This is a genomic window from Staphylococcus sp. GDX8P54P (genome assembly GCF_017893165.1).
GTDB classification, from domain to species: Bacteria; Bacillota; Bacilli; order Staphylococcales; family Staphylococcaceae; genus Staphylococcus; species Staphylococcus borealis.
Window position 1 is genome coordinate 74,460 of sequence record NZ_JAESMM010000022.1, and the last position, 16,786, is coordinate 91,245.

Below are 16,786 nucleotides of genomic sequence, written 5' to 3' on the forward strand. Positions count from 1 at the left end.
AAGTGTGATCGATACTTTTTTTATTACAACAATAAAAGCCATTGTGACTTGAGTTTAACGTCTACAATGGCATAAGTGAGATTATTTAATAGTGTATTGATTTGTTTTACGATTTCTAAAAAAGAAACTAATTATTAATAAGGCTAAACTACATACTAATAGAATGAGCGCGTTATGAATGGCGTCAGCTTCATTAATAATTTGGTTAGCTGAAACATTCAAAGAAAAGCTTTGTAATTTATCTGCAATACGTTGACCAATCACTTGTATGGCGTAACCAAAATAAATGGACATTATGAGCATAATAGAAATAATAATAAAATTAAAAAGCTTTAGTAAAGTTCGATTAAAGATTATCGTTAAAGCAGAGATGATCAAACTTATAATTGCTAAAATAAAAAATACATTAAATACTAATACAAGGCGATTGGCTATGTCTTCTAAATTAGTTAATTGACTTAAATTAATGTTGAGTGCGCCTATTTGTGTAACCGTATTTTGAAAATCTTTGATTTGAGCATAACTGATAGGTTGGTTGGCAAAGGCTAAATTGAAGATAGGTTGTTTATACATACTATAACCAGTGATAGCTACTAATACGAAAATAATCATTTGAATCATCAAACTCACCCAAGATCTTCTTTTTCGATTGTAACGATGAGAACGAGGATAATATTGATTATGAATAGGTGGTCTATCATCATATTGGATTGTTTTTCTTTCTGACACTTTTCTAACTCCTTTACTATAATTCATTGTTTTCTAAGTTTGACTAATTTATACTGAATTTAATATGCAAATAACAATATTATATTAAAAAATTAATCGAGAATTTTTAGAACGTAATTTCAATTATATCGTTTTTTGAGCTTAATGTAATAACGTTTAAGTAATTTATTATTAATTAAGGAAGGTAGAATTTTATGAGATCACACATGGTTAATCGAATCATCAATCGATACTTACTGCACAACCGCTCAATATTGTTTGATAATGATTCGGATTTTGATAAGTTTATGGATAAGAGAAAAGACATTAATCAAGCTAAACATAAACAACCTTCAAGTTTAAATGTTAAGTCTAATTTAGATAAGTTGTCACTCGATGAGATGCAAGTATTTAGATTCAACTTCCGCCATGAAACCAAAAAGAAAATACTTTATATTCATGGTGGCTATAATACACTACAACCCTCTCCATTTCATTGGAGATTTATGGATAAACTGACACTAAGTACATTGTATGAAGTTGTACTGCCTATTTATTCTAAAACGCCAGAACACCATATGGATGACACATTTAATGCGATAGATGCTGTGTATCAGTCTTTATTAGAAGAAGTAGATCCAAAACACATTGTCATTATGGGCGATGGTACAGGAGGTGCTTTAGCTTTAAGTTACGTTCAACAACTTATAGCTAAAAAGCAACCACTACCTAATAAAGTTTATCTACTGTCACCAATGTTAGATGCGACGCTAACTAACCCAGAAATTACTGAGGACTTAATGAATAAAGATCGATTCGTAAATAGAGATGGTTTACATCGCATATTCAATGTATGGACGCAAGGGGAAGCTTTGGCTAATCCATTAATTTCACCTATTTATGGACAACTTCAAGATTTACCACCAGTTGTGATATTTGGTGGTGGCAGAGAAATTTACTATCCAGATATGAAACGTTTTGTCTATAATATGGAGGAGAATGGCCAATCTGTTCAATTCTTTGAATATCCTAAAATGTTCCATGATTTCCCATTATTTCCTATACATGAATCTCACAAAGTAATTAAACAAATCGCTAAAACGATTGACGTATAATGGGTATTAAATTAAATAACGTTTAGCGTTTGAAATCCTCAACATCATATGGGCAACGTAGCAAATGCGTCGTAATCGACTGAATTAATAAGGCAAGCAAATTCAGTATGCGTTTGCACGGGTATGCTTTGCATGCGGGGCTCCAACAAAGAGCGTTTCACCAAGCAATTTTACAAACAAAGCAGAATGGGAGTGGACGACGAATTTAAAAAGAATGTTGTCCTATGCGCTTCTCTATTTCTATATCATAAATTATTCGTATCTATGTACATTAATACTGTTTAAGCAAGTGCTGTACTTGAATCATGATTTGTTTTTGGCCTAAGTGATGATAATGGTTATCTATCACTTGGGCTAAATCTGTTTGTGATGCTAGTTGTTGTTCCGATAATGCATTTAAATTTAAAGAAGCATCAGTGAATTCATTGATATAACGATGCACAACATATTGTAAGTGTTGATCATCATTTTCCGCTTCAGTGATATTTCGTAGAGCTTCAATTGCTTGCTTTTGTCCTTGATGATAACTTATATTAAATGCTCTTTTCAGTAATTCTTGACTTGGACCGTTCATAAATAATTGTTTTGTCGTATTGAGTGCGATTAAATTTACTTTTAAATCATCGTTTAAATCATATAATAATTCTAATAGTTGATTGCGGAATGTTCGTCCCATGTTTTAGTTCTCCTTTTTAGGTATGCCAATTTGATGACCCAATTGTTTAGGCCAATCGATCGTACCTTGCTGTTGATAATAACGCGCAATATTTTGATGATAGTCGGTTGGAAACGGTGCTGACTTGCGTTTGTTAGCATCAATCCCCATCATCATGACTTCGTTCGTTGCAGCTAACTCATCCTTATTGTTATAAAGCATTAAAAAGAAATGCACACGTTTATAGTCATAGTCATAAATATAAACTTCGATTCGATAAGTGGAATCAAGGGACAACTCTACAAGATACGTCGTATGTTCTTCTAATGTAAACATCGTGTAATGAAGGATTTCGCGTTCTTCTAAAGAAAGTCCATGTGTGTAATTAAATTCGTTTACAGCTGCACTAAATGCTTTATTATATTCTGAATCATGCATATGATTGTTATGATCAATTTGAGATGCATGTACAACATTGTTAATAACTAATGGATTGCTCATCTTATCAGACCTCACTCATATATAGATGCTTCTATTTTACTAAATAAAATTAACACATACACATGATTTAATTCATGGTAGAATGAAAGACGTATGGTCATGCAGGAGGTAAATGTAACAATGACAATGACGATTCGATATCAAACTAAAAATCAATCACTTACACAAGTTGACAGTGTTGACGATATTCCTGAAGCAGCAACAATTGTTTGGTTCGATTTTGAAAATGCAACACAAGCAGAGAATGATTACTTAGTCAGTCAATTTGAATTTAACTATCTAGAGTTAGAGGATGCCATTACTGGTGTACCACGTGTAAAATATAAATCCTATGAATCATATCAATATTTAGTCTTTCATAGCATGTATAGAGATGATTTTTCTCCAATCTCTTTGAATGTATTTCTAAATGAGAAAGTACTGGTTACGTATCATCATAAACATTTCGAATCATTAAATGAAGTGGCAAAGATGAACGCACATCACCATGATCCTGACTTAGATTGTGCAGATATAGTGATACATATATTAGATATGATGGTAGATAAATATTTTGAGTTCGTGTATACAATTGAAGATAAAACGTATAACTTTGAAGACGCGCATGTAGATGACACTCAAAGTAAAAAGATTATGGATAATGTCTTTCAAATTAAATCCGATTTAATCAAGATTAAGAGGGTATTGTTCCCTATGCAAGAATTGGTAAATACCATTAAAACAGAAGGTAATTTAATTGTAGATAGTAAGCATTCAATGTATATTCAACATATCGACGACCATCTTATTAAACAGAATAATATCATCAGAACATCACAAGAGATGGCTAATGAAATAAGAGAAAACTTCGAATCTTATTCATCATTTAGAATGAACAGTATTATGCAAGTACTTACGTTAGTGTCAGTTATTTTCTCTCCTTTAACATTTATTGCAGGTGTATATGGCATGAATTTCGAGTACATGCCAGAGCTTAAATGGCACTATAGTTATCCTATTTGTATGGTGGTCATGTTAATTATAGCTATCGCATTGATTATCTTTTTCAAAAGAAAAAAATGGTTCTAATATAATTTGAAATTTTATTATTTAAAGTAAAGGTAGGTACAAAGATGAGTGATTTTCAAAGAGAACAGAGGAAAAATGAACATGTCGAAATAGCAATGGCTCAAAGTGATGCACCGCAATCAGACTTTGATCGAGTGCGATTTGTACATCATTCTATCCCTAGTATTAATGTAAATGATGTGGACTTAACAAGTCGCACGACGGATTTTGATATGACGTATCCAATTTATATTAATGCGATGACAGGTGGTAGTGAGTGGACGAAACAAATTAATGAGAAACTTGCAATCGTGGCTCGAGAAACTGGATTAGCGATGGCAGTAGGGTCAACACATGCTGCGTTAAGAAATCCTAAAATGGCTGAATCGTTTAGTATTGCACGTCAAACCAACCCAGAAGGTACTATTTTTAGTAATGTTGGTGCAGATGTTCCTGTAGATAAAGCAGTTGAAGCGGTGAAATTATTAGATGCACAAGCGCTACAAATACATGTTAATGCACCGCAAGAACTCGTTATGCCTGAAGGAAACCGAGAATTTTCAACATGGTTAGATAATGTAGCATCTATCGTTCAACGTGTAGATGTGCCGGTCATTATTAAAGAAGTTGGCTTCGGTATGAGTAAAGAATTATACAAAGACTTAATTGATGTAGGTGTGACTTATGTTGATGTAAGTGGTAAAGGTGGAACGAACTTTGTCACAATCGAAAATGAACGTCGCACAAACAAAGACATGGACTATCTTGCAAATTGGGGACAGTCAACCGTTGAGTCTTTACTAGAAAGTTCGGCTTATCAAGATTCACTCAATTTCTTTGCTAGTGGTGGTGTGCGAACACCATTAGATGTCGTTAAGAGCTTGGCTTTAGGTGCGAAAGCAGTAGGGATGTCTCGACCATTTTTAAACCAAGTTGAAAATGGCGGCATTACAACAACGATTGAATATGTTGAATCATTTATTGCACATACGAAATCAATAATGACGATGTTAAATGCAAGAGATATTAGCGAATTAAAACAAAGTAAGTTAGTATTCGACCAGAAGTTAATGTCATGGATAGACCAACGTGGTTTAGACATTCATCGAGGATAATCTAAAATAATTAATATTAGATAAAAAAGCAAGTTGAGCGTACAAATGCTCAACTTGCTTTTTAAATAGTGCAAACATCAATTTTAATTTCCAAAAATATTCATAAAGCCCATGACGATTGGTACACCAGCTAGGTCAATTAAGAAGGCGCCAACGATTGGCACGACTAAATAGGATTTAGGTGAACTTCCATATTTCTTAGTGATCACATCTAGGTTCGCCATTGCATTTGGTGTGGCACCTAAACCATGACCAATAAAACCACCGGCCATGACTGCAGCATCATAGTCCTTACCAAGCACTCTAAATAAAATAAAGAATGCAAATAATGAAATAAATACAACTTGGACTAAGACGATGGCGATAAGTGGTAATGCGAGAGAATATACTTGCGTAAGTTGAATACTCATCAATGCTAATGATAAGAATAATCCTAATGCCACATCACCAATTTGGTCATTGAGTTTTAAATCAATGAGTTGTAGGTTCGCATATTCGGATATGTTACGAATTGCTACGGCTACAAACATAGAACCGACATACATAGGTAAACTTTGACCAGTTAAATTTGAAAACTGATCGCCTATCCATGTTCCTACAGACATACATACTGCAATAATGGTTAATTGAATAAAGAATACTTGCGTTGGTTCGTATTTGCCGTGCAGGACTTCATTTGATTCAACTTTACTATAATCTTTAAACGTATCGTCACTATTTTCTGGTTTTAAATTATAGCGTTTAATGAGTGCTTTTACTAAAGGTCCACCTACTAATCCGCCAAATACTAAACCTAAAGTTGCTGCAGCAAGTGCTGCTGTAACAGCTGAATCGATATTAAAACTTTCTTCTAATGTTTTACCATAAGCGGCAGCATTACCATGCCCACCTTCCATTGACATTGAACCTGCAGTTAAACCTAATAATGGTTTAATATGTAATACTTTAGCTAATGAGATACCAATGAAGTTTTGGCATATTGCTAGAAAAGCACAGCATACAAAATATAATATTAATACTTTTCCACCAATTTTAAATAATTTGAATGATGCACCTAAGCCAATGGTAGTAAAGAACACCATCATGAAGAAATCTTGAATAAAGCTAGCATCTAATTTAATTTGAATAATATTGAATGTATCTAAGATCGCAACTAGAATTGCAAATAATAAGCCTCCTATTACGGGAGGTGGTATACAAATTCTTTGTAAAAATGAAACGTGTTTGACGATAAATTCACCTAATAAAAATAAAAGACAGGCGAGACATAATGTTGTGACTGCATCTAATTCCATTTTTATAGCCCCCTTAAGAAACGATTTAAAAAATAAATAGCACTTGATGTAAGCGCTATAAATCCCCATATATAACATTATACATATAAAAAATATAGATTTCTAGGATAGTAATTATGATTTTTGTATAATAAGAACTTTTAATAAGTTTATAAAAGTATAAAAAATTAATCCTAATATTAATTTTTAAAGTGATTGCAATTAATATTAATTTTTAAAGCGATTGCAATTAATATTATTTTGTAAAAAAATGCTCTAGAATTTGACGTGCAAGTCACATTTCTAGAGCAAAAATAACGCGTATTAGCTTTATTTATTTCCAAGTTTCATCGGGGTTGGAACAGTCAGATTTACGCATATGAGAAACGAAAGGGTTGCCTTTGACGGTGTATCGTAATGGTTTAGTTGTCCAATCGCCTTTATTGGGTATGCCAATTCGAGCACTTTCCACAATGTCTCTTGGGTATTTACGATGTTTCGTATCTATAGATAAACGACAATCATTCAATGTGGCACCATCAATTGCCCTAGGGATATTAAAGGCCTTTGTCCATTTACCCGGACCATTCGTTAAGTCATATCCTGATTTATTACGATTCTGCTTCATCGCTTCAATGCCGTCTAAAGGTTCAATAGCACGAATCAATACACCTTCAGGGACACCTTCATTTCGTGTTACGAAGTTTATCAATAAGTGCGTATGCATCACATGTCCATAAATGGTACCACCTTTTTTGTAGAGTGACGTTACTTTCGGTGTTTGTCTCCCGCCAAACCCGTGAGCAGCACGATCTGAAAATCCTAAATAAGCCTCAGTTTCGACTATATAGCCACTATACATTTGAAATTCGTCCTGATAGATAACTTTGACACCGAGTAACGCTTTAGCAGTTTCTATCGTCGGTTTTGATACAAAATCCACAAATTCACCTTCTTTCTTGTAATAATAAATGCATGTATATCATAAAGATAAAGTTTTGACTGGTATAACACAATGACAATATATTATGATAGCAATTATAATTGAAGTGAACGAATAATGAAATGACTTAATATATATGTCATATATAATTGACTATTAGCCTGTTAAATCGTTATGATGATGAATATGGGATGTTGAAAGAAGTGTGGAAAAATGAATAAAGTGAAAGTATATCGAGGTGTAAAGAAAATCTCTCAACTAGAGCTTGCACGTTCGGTTGGTGTATCACGTCAAACCATCAATATGATAGAGAATGACAAATATAATCCGTCATTAAAATTATGTATTAATATCGCTAAAACACTAGAAGTGACTTTAAATGATTTATTCTGGGAGGATGAGGAAGATTAAAGATAATGACGCTTTGAAAGTACAAATCATAACATTGAAAGCAAAACTTGGCATCTTAAGTTTAAATTTCTTATGCGCCATTATCGCCTTCGCAATGTTTAATGACTTGCAACGTGAGTATCTTTCACCATTTTTTATTGGTAGTGTATTTCTTTTAATCGTTATCGTGAGTAAATTAACGATTCATTCAGAAACCATAGATGACATTCATATTTATGTTCATGATTTTAGTGACAAATCAAAACTCAATCATTACGCCAAATTAAAAAGAATTATTTATCTCATCGTATGGATAATATATATCATTGTTGTCGCTAATATTTTAACGCCGAACCTTAATCATACGAGTCATTATGAGTGGGTATTTCAACCAAGTTGGCTAATCATTGGTGTCGGTGTCATAGTTGCATTATATATGTTTGATGATAAACGTATTAAATATACAGATATGAACACACCAAACTTAGAGAATCGTGGCGCTACACCAAGAGGCATATTGAATTTAATCCCCAATTATAGATATGCTGATGAACAACAAAAATTTGTCATATTAAATGTCCATGCGACAAATTTTAATTGGATAATGATTGGATTAAGCATTGTGAGTGTGATTGATGTCATTATTGAATTCGCCATGCATCGATTCCCTTTAGTCGCTATCATAGCACTCATATATAGTGTCATTTTATTGCTTATTGTCAAAGTTAAGACGAAGCACTTATGTAAGTTGCATGATGAATAAAATAGTCATTAAACGCTATCTATTAAATTCCTAATAGATAGCGTTTTCATTTTTTAATTTATATAAAATCTATGGAATATTAATAAAAAAAGTGTAACAATATGTATGTGGAAAAGTCAGTGCTTAAAATTTAAATAGATAAAGGTATGATTGGATTGATACAATGAGGCTAACTTTAGTAATCGTTGGAGGTCATTTCTATGCTTTATTCAATCTTTATCTTTTTATTAGCAGGTCTCTGTGAAATTGGTGGTGGCTATCTAATTTGGTTGTGGTTAAGGGAAGGACAATCAAGTTGGTTGGGATTTATAGGTGGCGTTATATTAATGATGTATGGTGTCATTGCAACATTCCAGTCGTTTCCAACTTTCGGTCGTGTTTATGCTGCTTATGGTGGCGTGTTTATTGTAATGAGCTTAATATGGGCATACATTGTCGATAAACAAGCACCTGATAAGTATGATCTAATTGGGGCATGCATCTGTGTGATTGGTGTATGCGTTATGATATTACCGAACAGAACCTGATTAAGCGTGTTTAAGAGGGAGACGTAAGTAATGATAGTTGAAGTAGAAAAGCAAAGACATGGTATTGACTTAATCAAAATTGATAACGATGAAACGAATATTGTATTCACCAACTTTGGTGCGCGCGTCGTTTCGTGGAAATACCATGATAACAACATCGTTTTAGGCAATAAAGTTGAAGCGGATGAATTTTATCCATCTAATCCTTTTCATTTTGGTGCCACAATTGGTCGCTATGCAGGTCGTATTGGTAATGCCAGTTTTAATTTAAATGGTGAAACATATCAACTTGAAGCTAATAATCACCTGCATCACCTTCATGGTGGCAATAATGGTTTAGATCAAAGACTTTTTAATTACGACATCCAAGATAACATTACAAATATAAAGATTACCTTTACTGTTCAACTTAAGTCTATGGAAGATGGGTACCCAGGAGATATGTTTATTAAAGTGATTCATACATATGATGTAGAACACCGATGGACAGTAGAATATGAAGCACAATCGAATCAAGATACACTATTTAATCCAACGAATCACGTCTATTTCAATTTAAATAGAGATAACAATGTTATAGATAATCACAAGATTAAGAGTGAACAATTAAATATGTATCCAGTTGACAGTCATAATTTAATTACAAGCACAAGTCCAATTGATTTAGTAAATATATTTAAATCAAATTGCATTTCGTTTAGTGATATTTTTAACTCAGATAATGCCCAATTGAAAGAACAGGTTGGTGCAAGAAATGGGTTGGATCATCCATTCGATGTTTGAAATAAGCAATTTTTCATTGAGAATGATGAGTTCTTATTAGATGTTACTACAACAATGCCGAATGTCGTCATCTTTACGTTTAATGATACGACAAGTTGGGATAGTGATTTTAATATTTATAAAGCGCACTCAGGTGTATCTCTAGAAACGCAATTTTTACCTAATGATATTAATGTGTATGGTAATAAAGCACAATCTATTTTAAAAGCGAATGACACATTTTACGCTAAGACAATGTATCACGTAGCCGAAAAATAATATAAAAATAGTAAGGGACAGAGGAAGAAATAAATTTTGTGAAAATCGTATTTCTACTTCTGTCCCTTACTAGTCATTTATGAAGTTGTTTTAAGTGCATGATGATATAGCTTTTGTAATTTAGCTATACGAGTTTCACTTAAATATGGATTTTGTAACGCATAGCGCAATCGATTGACGTTTTTGCGGTCGTTATAATAAATTTCATTCAGTTCTTGTACAGAGAGTCGTGTTGTTTCATCTGCTAAATGAATTAATTTTAAATCATCATCTTGGTCTACATAGCCTTCTTGTATGACTCGAAAGTAAAAGCCAGTTTTGCCACTCGAAGTCATTCGTTTAACCAAATCTGTAATGCCATACTTAGTTTGAATCTTCCAACACGGTTCTCTAATTTCAGACACCTCAATCACTGCTTCACCTAATTGATATTGATTTCCAAAATAGACATCTGCTTCATCTAAGTCTTCTACAGTTAAATTTTCACCAAACATTGCATAATCTGGAACTGTGTCCAACGCATGTTTATACATGTTATAATGCGATTTGCTAAAGCAACATACTGCTTTATGAGGCCCACCATGGTCTTTGTACGCTTGTTCATCTTCTGCAAAGCCAGTTTTGGATAACCACATTTTTCCTGAAATAGGTGCCTTGTTTAAAGCTGATCGCATTTCTCTTTTTTGACCGTAATCTAATTGTTCAATTTTGCCTACTGAAATTGCATAGACTGAAATCATTGCCTTCTCCCCCCAGATAAAGTTAATAAGCAAAATTTTACTATACTCACAATTAAAAGATAAGAAAAATGATAAAAGAATTTCTCATATTGAACTAGGTATTTGTTTCAACGTCATGTAAAATAATAGTTGAGTATAATTGAAAAGGGGTCACAGTTAAGATGAAAGATGCTAAAGAACTTAAATTCATGACAGTAGATGATGCTGTAGCTCAAATCAAAGACAATATGATACTAGGAATTGGTACGGGGAGCACAATAGAATTGCTTATCCCAAAGATTGCTGAAAGAATTCATAATGAACAATTAAATATTACAGGTGTGTGTACCTCTAATAAAAGTGCATTAATTGCGAAGAAGTTAGATATTCATATTGTTGATATCAATGATGTTGATCACGTTGACTTGGCTATAGATGGCGCTGATGAAGTTGATCCTAACCTTAATTTAATTAAAGGTGGTGGCGGTGCTTTATTTCGTGAAAAAGTAATTGATGAAATGGCGCATCGATTTGTTGTTTTAGCGGATGAAAGCAAACTCGTTAATTATTTAGGTGAAGGTTTTAAACTACCAGTCGAAGTAGATAAATTTAATTGGTTGCATATTGCTAAAAAAATTGAAATGTATGAAGATGTCGTGACAGAGCGTCGTATGAGTGATGATGTACCATTTATTACTGATAATGGGAATTATATTTTAGACTGTCAATTAAATAAACAGATTGATCCATTTACATTTCATGATTATTTAATTCATTTAACTGGCGTCTTGGAAACAGGATATTTTTTAAATATTACTGATCAAGTGATTGTTGGTACACAAGATGGGGTTAAAATTATAAATAAAACGAGTTTAAACGAATAATAAGGGAGTGGGACAGAATTCTTTTAAAATTCGTCGTCCCACCCCCTCAAGGATGACTAGAACTGAAAAAAGCTTGATTTAAGTGCATTTTCAGTTCAGTCAGCTACTGCGAATTTGCAAAATAGCACCATCATATTAATTATGTCCTAGGCTTTTTAAATATCTTGTGAGTCTTTATAAGAAATCACAAGGCGTATAAGCTTTACTTATCCGTTTTATGATTCGCTGTGTCATTTACATGGTCGATTTCATCTTTGGCATCATCAACAACAGATGAACGTCTTTCTTCTTTATAAGCCGTATTCTCTTTAAGTTCTACATCTGAACTACTTGAAGATGTCTCAGACTGTGATGCGTGACTTACACTGTCATCATAGTTAGGATGAACGGTCTTGTTGTCTTCTTTGTCAGCACTTGTGTCATCAGCTACATCTTCACTATCTGAGTTTGTAATGTCGTCATCATTCACATGATCTAAATAATTGTTAGGTTCGACTTCATCTAGTGAACGATTTGTTGTTTTATATACAATAAATCTGATGATTAAACTTAAAATGATAAAGATAATACCCACTAATGTTGTACTCAAAGCAATGACTTTCATTGAGAACAAGTCACCAGTTTCTTCGCTAAATAAGAACACTTGCGCAAATGTCATTGCGGCATGGAATACAACTGCAATATAGATTGTACGTCCTTTTGTTGCACGAATTAATTCACCGATAATCATTGAGAACATGAATGTATATAAGAAGTGATATCCTGCATATTCCATTCCGTAAGTTGTATTTGCTGCCCAAATAGAATAAATTAAACCAACAATGATTGAAGCAAAAAATGTATTCACTTTATTTTCAACAATATTTTGTAAATATGAACGGAATCCAAATTCCGCAAAAAGTGCCATTAAAAGATGACCGATAATGATTGTTGGCACTGATACAGATAAATCAGTTGCTTGTAATAAAATGAAACTATCGGCAAAAGTATTAAAACTAAACATGCCAATCATGAAAATCACTAGCGGTAAAATTAGTGCTAGTAATATACGTTCAATAACTCTGATATCAACTGAAAATTTTAATCCAGCTAATTGAGCACGTTTATCTTTAAATGCAATAATACAAACAACTGCTGCGATAAACGGTGCAAGGTCAGTAAGATCAAATACAAAACGCTTGATACCTACTGTTGCTTGGAAATCTCGTAGGATTAATGATAGCGCCATCGTAACTACGAAGAATACGAATATTGTTAACGCCCATTGAAATCCTGATATACGATTCGTCTTCATTTATGTAACCTCCATTAGGGTAACCGTAAAAACTCTTTCTTTAATATTATACATATTACAAGGGTATAAATAAATTGTCCATTTTAAATATCATTAAAATGTAATAGTCTTGAATTATTTTTATATGATTGAAAACAATTTTTAATGTCTTAAATTAATTTGAAAAGGGTAAGCAAAAGTATAACGTAACATTAACGATGCATTACATTGTGGTGTAAGATAATGGTATAGAGTAAATCAATAGGGGGCAATGAAATGTATACACAAGGTAATCCGCAACTTTGGACAGGTCGTTTAGATAGCGACACAGATCCCAAACAGTTTAGACATTTTCAAACAGTACAATTTGCTAATTTAGAAAAAATGGAAAATGTAGGAGAGAAGACAGGCGTTGGTTTCTTAGGATATGCGGTTGATAAAGGTGTAGAGAACAATAAGGGGAGAGTCGGAGCAAGAAAAGGACCAGACGCTATTAAACGTGAGTTTGCGAAACTTCCGGATTTAAGTGAGTGTGATATGCTTGTTGACTATGGCAATGTCTCACATACGAATGACTGTCTAAGAGAGACGCAACAAGAGATGGCACAGTTATCCGCTAAAGTTATTCAACAACACCAGCAAGCCTTTCTCATTGGTGGTGGACATGATATTGCCTATGCCCAATATTTAGCGACAAGAGATGTCTATCCAGATGCTTCAATTGGCATTATAAATATTGATGCGCATTTCGATACACGACCTGATGAACCACCTACATCTGGCACGATGTTTCGAGAAATACTAGATAATGATGATAAGGCTGATTATTTAGTACTAGGATTAGCTCAAGGTGGCAATACGCGCGCATTGTATGATTATGCGAAAGACAACGATGTTATCTATGTGTATGCGGATGAACTCTTACATCAAGTATCACCAACCATTAAAGATAAAGTAGAACGATTTATTCACGATCACGATACGATTATGTTTACGATATGTATGGATGTGATTGATAGTGCCTTTGCGCCGGGCGTTAGTGCACCAAGTGTGTTGGGATTATATCCGCATTCAGTATTTGAAATTAGTAAACGAATCATATTAAGTGAGAAGGTATCTTCCATTAGTATTGCAGAGACCAATCCTGACTATGATGTAGATGATCGTACATCTAAATTAGCAGCAAATTTAATTCATCATTTCTTAGTATAAGTATCAATAATTAACGTGAATGATAAGATTATATCGTTATCGATGACGTATCAATTGCTTATAAATCATGTATTCATATATGTGAGAGCGGAACGTGAGGCTGGGACAACGAATTTAAAAAGAATTCTGTCCCACTCCTGTTGCGCTCTTTTTTAAATTTAAATTGATAGAAAAGTTTGACAATTATGTTACGATATAAACTAATAGGGGAGTGACTGGTAATGAAACGATTAAGCTATAAGCAACAATGGCGTGGTGATGTTGCACAAAATATCTTGGCTGGTATCTTAATGGGGTTAGCATTACTCCCAGTATCTATAGCTTTCTCGTTTATCGTGCATATTAGTCCTACTGTAGGGCTGATGAGTTGTGGATTAATGATGTTGTTTATAAGTTTATTAGGAGAACGGATTAGTATGGTATCTGGTCCGAGTAGTGGTATTTCTATTGTAGGTGCACCACTTGTTGAACAATACAATGTTCATTATTTAGTTATGTCAACAATTGTTATGGGCATCATTTTGATTATCTTTGGGTTATGTCGTATTGATAAGATACTCCATCATATTCCCGATACTGTCGTTATAGGATTTATGAATGCATTGGGGATTTTACTACTTACGACACAAATAAAATATATCTTTGGCATTACAACTGCAACGTATTATGTAGCAATTGCAACATTTCTTATCATTTATCTATCCTCGAAATTGATACGATTGATACCGGCGCCACTAATCGCCATCATCGTATTAACAGTAGTAAGTTATTTAATTAAACCCAATGTTCAATTGGTACATGATTTAGCACAAATTCGACTCACCCTCCCTAAGCCTTCTGTTTATACAGAATTACTAAATGCACATGCACTTAGTATTATCATGTTATATGCATTAACCATGGCTATCATTTCTGTCGTTCAAACCAATCTTACTAACGATATGATGGACACCATAACGCAAAGTGAATCGAATAAAGATCGTGAAGTGATGGGTCAAGGGTTAGCTAATGTGTTAGTTGGATTTCTAGGTGGCTATGGTTCAAGCGCTTTAGTAGGTCAGTCAAAGTTTAATTTTAAAATGGGCGCCACAACACGGTTAGCGACATTGATTACTGGAATGTTTCTTTTATCTTGTGTTGTCATTTTGGGCCCAATTGTAGGATTAATTCCTATGGCAGTTTTGGCATCGGTACTTATTACGATATCCTTAAATACGTTTGATAGACGTACATTTAAACATTTGAGAGAAGCACCAATTACACATGGCATCGTTATGATGATAACGATGATTTTAATTTTAATGTCTCACAATTTAGCTATTGGTGTCGTTATAGGGACATTGATTTATTATGGTATTCACTTTATTTTTAAAAAGAAAGGACGACAATCGATATGACAACGTTTAATGACTATGTCAATTGGAGACGAACATTTCATCAATTTCCTGAAGTATCTCAGAAAGAATACGAAACGACGAAACGTATAAAACGTATATTACAAGCATATGATATTAAAATCATTGACCTTCCTTTAGAAACAGGTCTCATAGCTGAAATTGGTCAAGGAGAACCATGTATTGCTGTACGTACAGATATAGATGCGTTACCGATTACAGAGCAAGTTGAACATGAATTCACTTCAACTAATGAAGGCGTGATGCATGCGTGTGGCCACGATATTCATATGGCTAGCATCTTAGCTATTGCCACTAAATTAAAAGAACAAGAGCAAACGCTTAAAGGTCGTGTGAAATTGATATTCCAACCTGCAGAGGAAACGGGTTATGGTGCTAAAGCAATTGCAGAGACAGACGTCTTGGATGATGTCAAAGCTATTCTTGGATTCCATAACTATCCAACATTAGATATTGGAGAATTTGCAATTAAGGCTGGGCCTATTACGTCCGCTGTTGATCGTTTTGAATTTAAAATTCACGGTAAAGGTGCACATGCTGCGAAACCTGAACAAGGTAATGATCCAGTTATGGTACTCGGTCAATTAATTACAAGTCTACAAACGATTGTAAGTCGAAATATATCGGCTTTTGATAGCGCGGTAGTGACGGTTGGAGAAGTATCATCTGGTAATACATGGAATGTAATTGCTGATCAAGCTTATGTCCAAGGCACAGTGCGTTCGTTTAAACCTGAGATTCAAAATTATATAGAACAACGATTTCATGAGATAGCCCAAGGGTTAGAGCAATTATTTAATGTAGAAATTGAAGTTGTTTACACTAGACTTCCAGGAACGGTAGTCAATGATGCGTACTTAACGCAACATGCTAAAGAAGCCGCTAAAAAGGTCGGTTATAACATCATTGAATTAGAGAATCCATATACGATTGGCGAAGATTTTTCTGGTTTATTAACTAATCATCCTGGTGTGTTTGCATTTATTGGTTCAAATAGTAAATACGATCTACATCATCCGAAATTTGATCCAGATGAACGTATACTTGAGAAAGTCCCAGAATATTTTATAACGCTCATTGATCAGTTGTTTGAAGAACTTTAATTTAATTCATCGTCAATGATGAAATTTAAATATGGTGTGTGGCTGTATGATATTTTTCAATAATTGATTTAAAAATCAATAAGAACGGGTAAACAAACACT

17 protein-coding genes and 1 pseudogene are annotated in these 16,786 nt (G+C 33.6%); 11 read left to right on the top strand and 7 right to left on the bottom strand.

Annotation, left to right across the window (positions count from 1 at the left end; genetic code table 11):
* Nucleotides 1-81: 81 nt before the first annotated feature.
* Nucleotides 82-729 (bottom strand): hypothetical protein, encoded by a 648-nt coding sequence (locus KA909_RS08395; protein ID WP_075108067.1) that lies wholly within the window; start codon nt 727-729, stop codon nt 82-84.
* A gap of 194 nt (nt 730-923) precedes the next feature.
* Here KA909_RS08395 and KA909_RS08400 point away from each other — a divergent pair, with 194 nt between their 5' ends.
* On the top strand, nt 924-1,823 hold the full coding sequence (locus KA909_RS08400) for an alpha/beta hydrolase fold domain-containing protein (RefSeq protein WP_210130100.1): 900 nt from the start codon (nt 924-926) through the stop codon (nt 1,821-1,823).
* Nucleotides 1,824-2,094: 271 nt separating this feature from the next.
* On the opposite strand, the gene KA909_RS08405 is transcribed toward KA909_RS08400, so the two are convergent.
* Both KA909_RS08405 and KA909_RS08410 read right to left on the bottom strand, forming a co-directional pair.
* Nucleotides 2,095-2,499: a hypothetical protein gene (locus KA909_RS08405; RefSeq protein WP_193839031.1), complete on the bottom strand. Its 405-nt coding sequence runs from the start codon at nt 2,497-2,499 to the stop codon at nt 2,095-2,097.
* Between the two features lie 3 nt (nt 2,500-2,502).
* Nucleotides 2,503-2,979 carry a thioesterase family protein gene (locus KA909_RS08410; protein WP_075108064.1) on the bottom strand — a complete coding sequence of 159 codons (477 nt, stop codon included), beginning with the start codon at nt 2,977-2,979 and terminating at the stop codon, nt 2,503-2,505.
* A gap of 120 nt (nt 2,980-3,099) precedes the next feature.
* Between KA909_RS08410 and corA the strand changes: the two genes are divergently transcribed.
* Both corA and fni read left to right on the top strand, forming a co-directional pair.
* Nucleotides 3,100-4,047, top strand: a complete 948-nt coding sequence (corA, locus tag KA909_RS08415; RefSeq protein ID WP_053028633.1) for a magnesium/cobalt transporter CorA — start codon at nt 3,100-3,102, stop codon at nt 4,045-4,047.
* A gap of 44 nt (nt 4,048-4,091) precedes the next feature.
* Nucleotides 4,092-5,141, top strand: coding sequence for a type 2 isopentenyl-diphosphate Delta-isomerase (gene fni, locus KA909_RS08420; protein ID WP_193839032.1), 1,050 nt, complete (start codon nt 4,092-4,094; stop codon nt 5,139-5,141).
* An 83-nt stretch (nt 5,142-5,224) separates the two neighbouring features.
* Here fni and gltS read toward each other — a convergent pair whose 3' ends face one another.
* On the bottom strand, nt 5,225-6,436 hold the full coding sequence (gene gltS / locus KA909_RS08425; protein WP_075108062.1) for a sodium/glutamate symporter: 1,212 nt from the start codon (nt 6,434-6,436) through the stop codon (nt 5,225-5,227).
* 313 nt (nt 6,437-6,749) lie between these two features.
* The gene (locus tag KA909_RS08430; protein WP_053028630.1) at nt 6,750-7,358 is read right to left on the bottom strand and encodes a DNA-3-methyladenine glycosylase; all 609 of its coding nucleotides are present in this window, start codon (nt 7,356-7,358) and stop codon (nt 6,750-6,752) included.
* A 213-nt stretch (nt 7,359-7,571) separates the two neighbouring features.
* Between KA909_RS08430 and KA909_RS08435 the strand changes: the two genes are divergently transcribed.
* The 4 genes and pseudogenes from KA909_RS08435 (at nt 7,572) to KA909_RS08450 (ending at nt 10,079) form a co-directional block, all read left to right on the top strand.
* Nucleotides 7,572-7,769, top strand: a complete 198-nt coding sequence (locus KA909_RS08435) for a helix-turn-helix transcriptional regulator (RefSeq protein ID WP_075108061.1) — start codon at nt 7,572-7,574, stop codon at nt 7,767-7,769.
* Entirely contained in the window at nt 7,756-8,511 is a 756-nt protein-coding gene (locus KA909_RS08440) for a hypothetical protein (RefSeq protein ID WP_193839033.1), read from the top strand. The genes KA909_RS08435 and KA909_RS08440 overlap by 14 nt, the downstream gene beginning before the upstream one ends.
* 200 nt (nt 8,512-8,711) lie before the next feature.
* Nucleotides 8,712-9,038 carry a YnfA family protein gene (locus tag KA909_RS08445; protein ID WP_070854607.1) on the top strand — a complete coding sequence of 109 codons (327 nt, stop codon included), beginning with the start codon at nt 8,712-8,714 and terminating at the stop codon, nt 9,036-9,038.
* Between the two features lie 30 nt (nt 9,039-9,068).
* Nucleotides 9,069-10,079 (top strand): annotated as a pseudogene (locus KA909_RS08450) (aldose epimerase family protein).
* A 77-nt stretch (nt 10,080-10,156) separates the two neighbouring features.
* Here KA909_RS08450 and KA909_RS08455 read toward each other — a convergent pair.
* Nucleotides 10,157-10,819 (bottom strand): MOSC domain-containing protein, encoded by a 663-nt coding sequence (locus KA909_RS08455; RefSeq protein ID WP_193839035.1) that lies wholly within the window; start codon nt 10,817-10,819, stop codon nt 10,157-10,159.
* A gap of 161 nt (nt 10,820-10,980) precedes the next feature.
* Between KA909_RS08455 and KA909_RS08460 the strand changes: the two genes are divergently transcribed.
* The gene (locus tag KA909_RS08460) at nt 10,981-11,682 is read left to right on the top strand and encodes a ribose 5-phosphate isomerase A (RefSeq protein ID WP_075108057.1); all 702 of its coding nucleotides are present in this window, start codon (nt 10,981-10,983) and stop codon (nt 11,680-11,682) included.
* A 202-nt stretch (nt 11,683-11,884) separates the two neighbouring features.
* On the opposite strand, the gene sdpC is transcribed toward KA909_RS08460, so the two are convergent.
* On the bottom strand, nt 11,885-12,976 hold the full coding sequence (gene sdpC, locus KA909_RS08465; protein ID WP_193839036.1) for a peptidoglycan release complex CPBP-like subunit SdpC: 1,092 nt from the start codon (nt 12,974-12,976) through the stop codon (nt 11,885-11,887).
* A gap of 255 nt (nt 12,977-13,231) precedes the next feature.
* Here sdpC and hutG point away from each other — a divergent pair, with 255 nt between their 5' ends.
* The 3 genes from hutG (at nt 13,232) to KA909_RS08480 (ending at nt 16,685) form a co-directional block, all read left to right on the top strand.
* Nucleotides 13,232-14,167: a formimidoylglutamase gene (hutG, locus tag KA909_RS08470; protein WP_070854612.1), complete on the top strand. Its 936-nt coding sequence runs from the start codon at nt 13,232-13,234 to the stop codon at nt 14,165-14,167.
* A gap of 221 nt (nt 14,168-14,388) precedes the next feature.
* Nucleotides 14,389-15,564: a SulP family inorganic anion transporter gene (locus KA909_RS08475; RefSeq protein WP_210125341.1), complete on the top strand. Its 1,176-nt coding sequence runs from the start codon at nt 14,389-14,391 to the stop codon at nt 15,562-15,564.
* Complete coding sequence (locus KA909_RS08480; protein WP_193839038.1) at nt 15,561-16,685, top strand: amidohydrolase; 1,125 nt, start codon at nt 15,561-15,563, stop codon at nt 16,683-16,685. The genes KA909_RS08475 and KA909_RS08480 overlap by 4 nt, the downstream gene beginning before the upstream one ends.
* Nucleotides 16,686-16,786 lie beyond the last annotated feature (101 nt).

Bases quoted from the DNA above. Each gene is read 5' to 3' on its own strand.
- KA909_RS08400 (WP_210130100.1), top strand. From the start codon at position 924: ATGAGATCACACATGGTTAATCGAATCATCAATCGATACTTACTGCAC.
- KA909_RS08405 (WP_193839031.1), bottom strand. From the start codon at position 2,499: ATGGGACGAACATTCCGCAATCAACTATTAGAATTATTATATGATTTA.
- KA909_RS08410 (WP_075108064.1), bottom strand. From the start codon at position 2,979: ATGAGCAATCCATTAGTTATTAACAATGTTGTACATGCATCTCAAATT.
- corA (WP_053028633.1), top strand. From the start codon at position 3,100: ATGACAATGACGATTCGATATCAAACTAAAAATCAATCACTTACACAA.
- fni (WP_193839032.1), top strand. From the start codon at position 4,092: ATGAGTGATTTTCAAAGAGAACAGAGGAAAAATGAACATGTCGAAATA.
- gltS (WP_075108062.1), bottom strand. From the start codon at position 6,436: ATGGAATTAGATGCAGTCACAACATTATGTCTCGCCTGTCTTTTATTT.
- KA909_RS08435 (WP_075108061.1), top strand. From the start codon at position 7,572: ATGAATAAAGTGAAAGTATATCGAGGTGTAAAGAAAATCTCTCAACTA.
- KA909_RS08440 (WP_193839033.1), top strand. From the start codon at position 7,756: ATGAGGAAGATTAAAGATAATGACGCTTTGAAAGTACAAATCATAACA.
- KA909_RS08445 (WP_070854607.1), top strand. From the start codon at position 8,712: ATGCTTTATTCAATCTTTATCTTTTTATTAGCAGGTCTCTGTGAAATT.
- KA909_RS08455 (WP_193839035.1), bottom strand. From the start codon at position 10,819: ATGATTTCAGTCTATGCAATTTCAGTAGGCAAAATTGAACAATTAGAT.
- KA909_RS08460 (WP_075108057.1), top strand. From the start codon at position 10,981: ATGAAAGATGCTAAAGAACTTAAATTCATGACAGTAGATGATGCTGTA.
- sdpC (WP_193839036.1), bottom strand. From the start codon at position 12,976: ATGAAGACGAATCGTATATCAGGATTTCAATGGGCGTTAACAATATTC.
- hutG (WP_070854612.1), top strand. From the start codon at position 13,232: ATGTATACACAAGGTAATCCGCAACTTTGGACAGGTCGTTTAGATAGC.
- KA909_RS08475 (WP_210125341.1), top strand. From the start codon at position 14,389: ATGAAACGATTAAGCTATAAGCAACAATGGCGTGGTGATGTTGCACAA.
- KA909_RS08480 (WP_193839038.1), top strand. From the start codon at position 15,561: ATGACAACGTTTAATGACTATGTCAATTGGAGACGAACATTTCATCAA.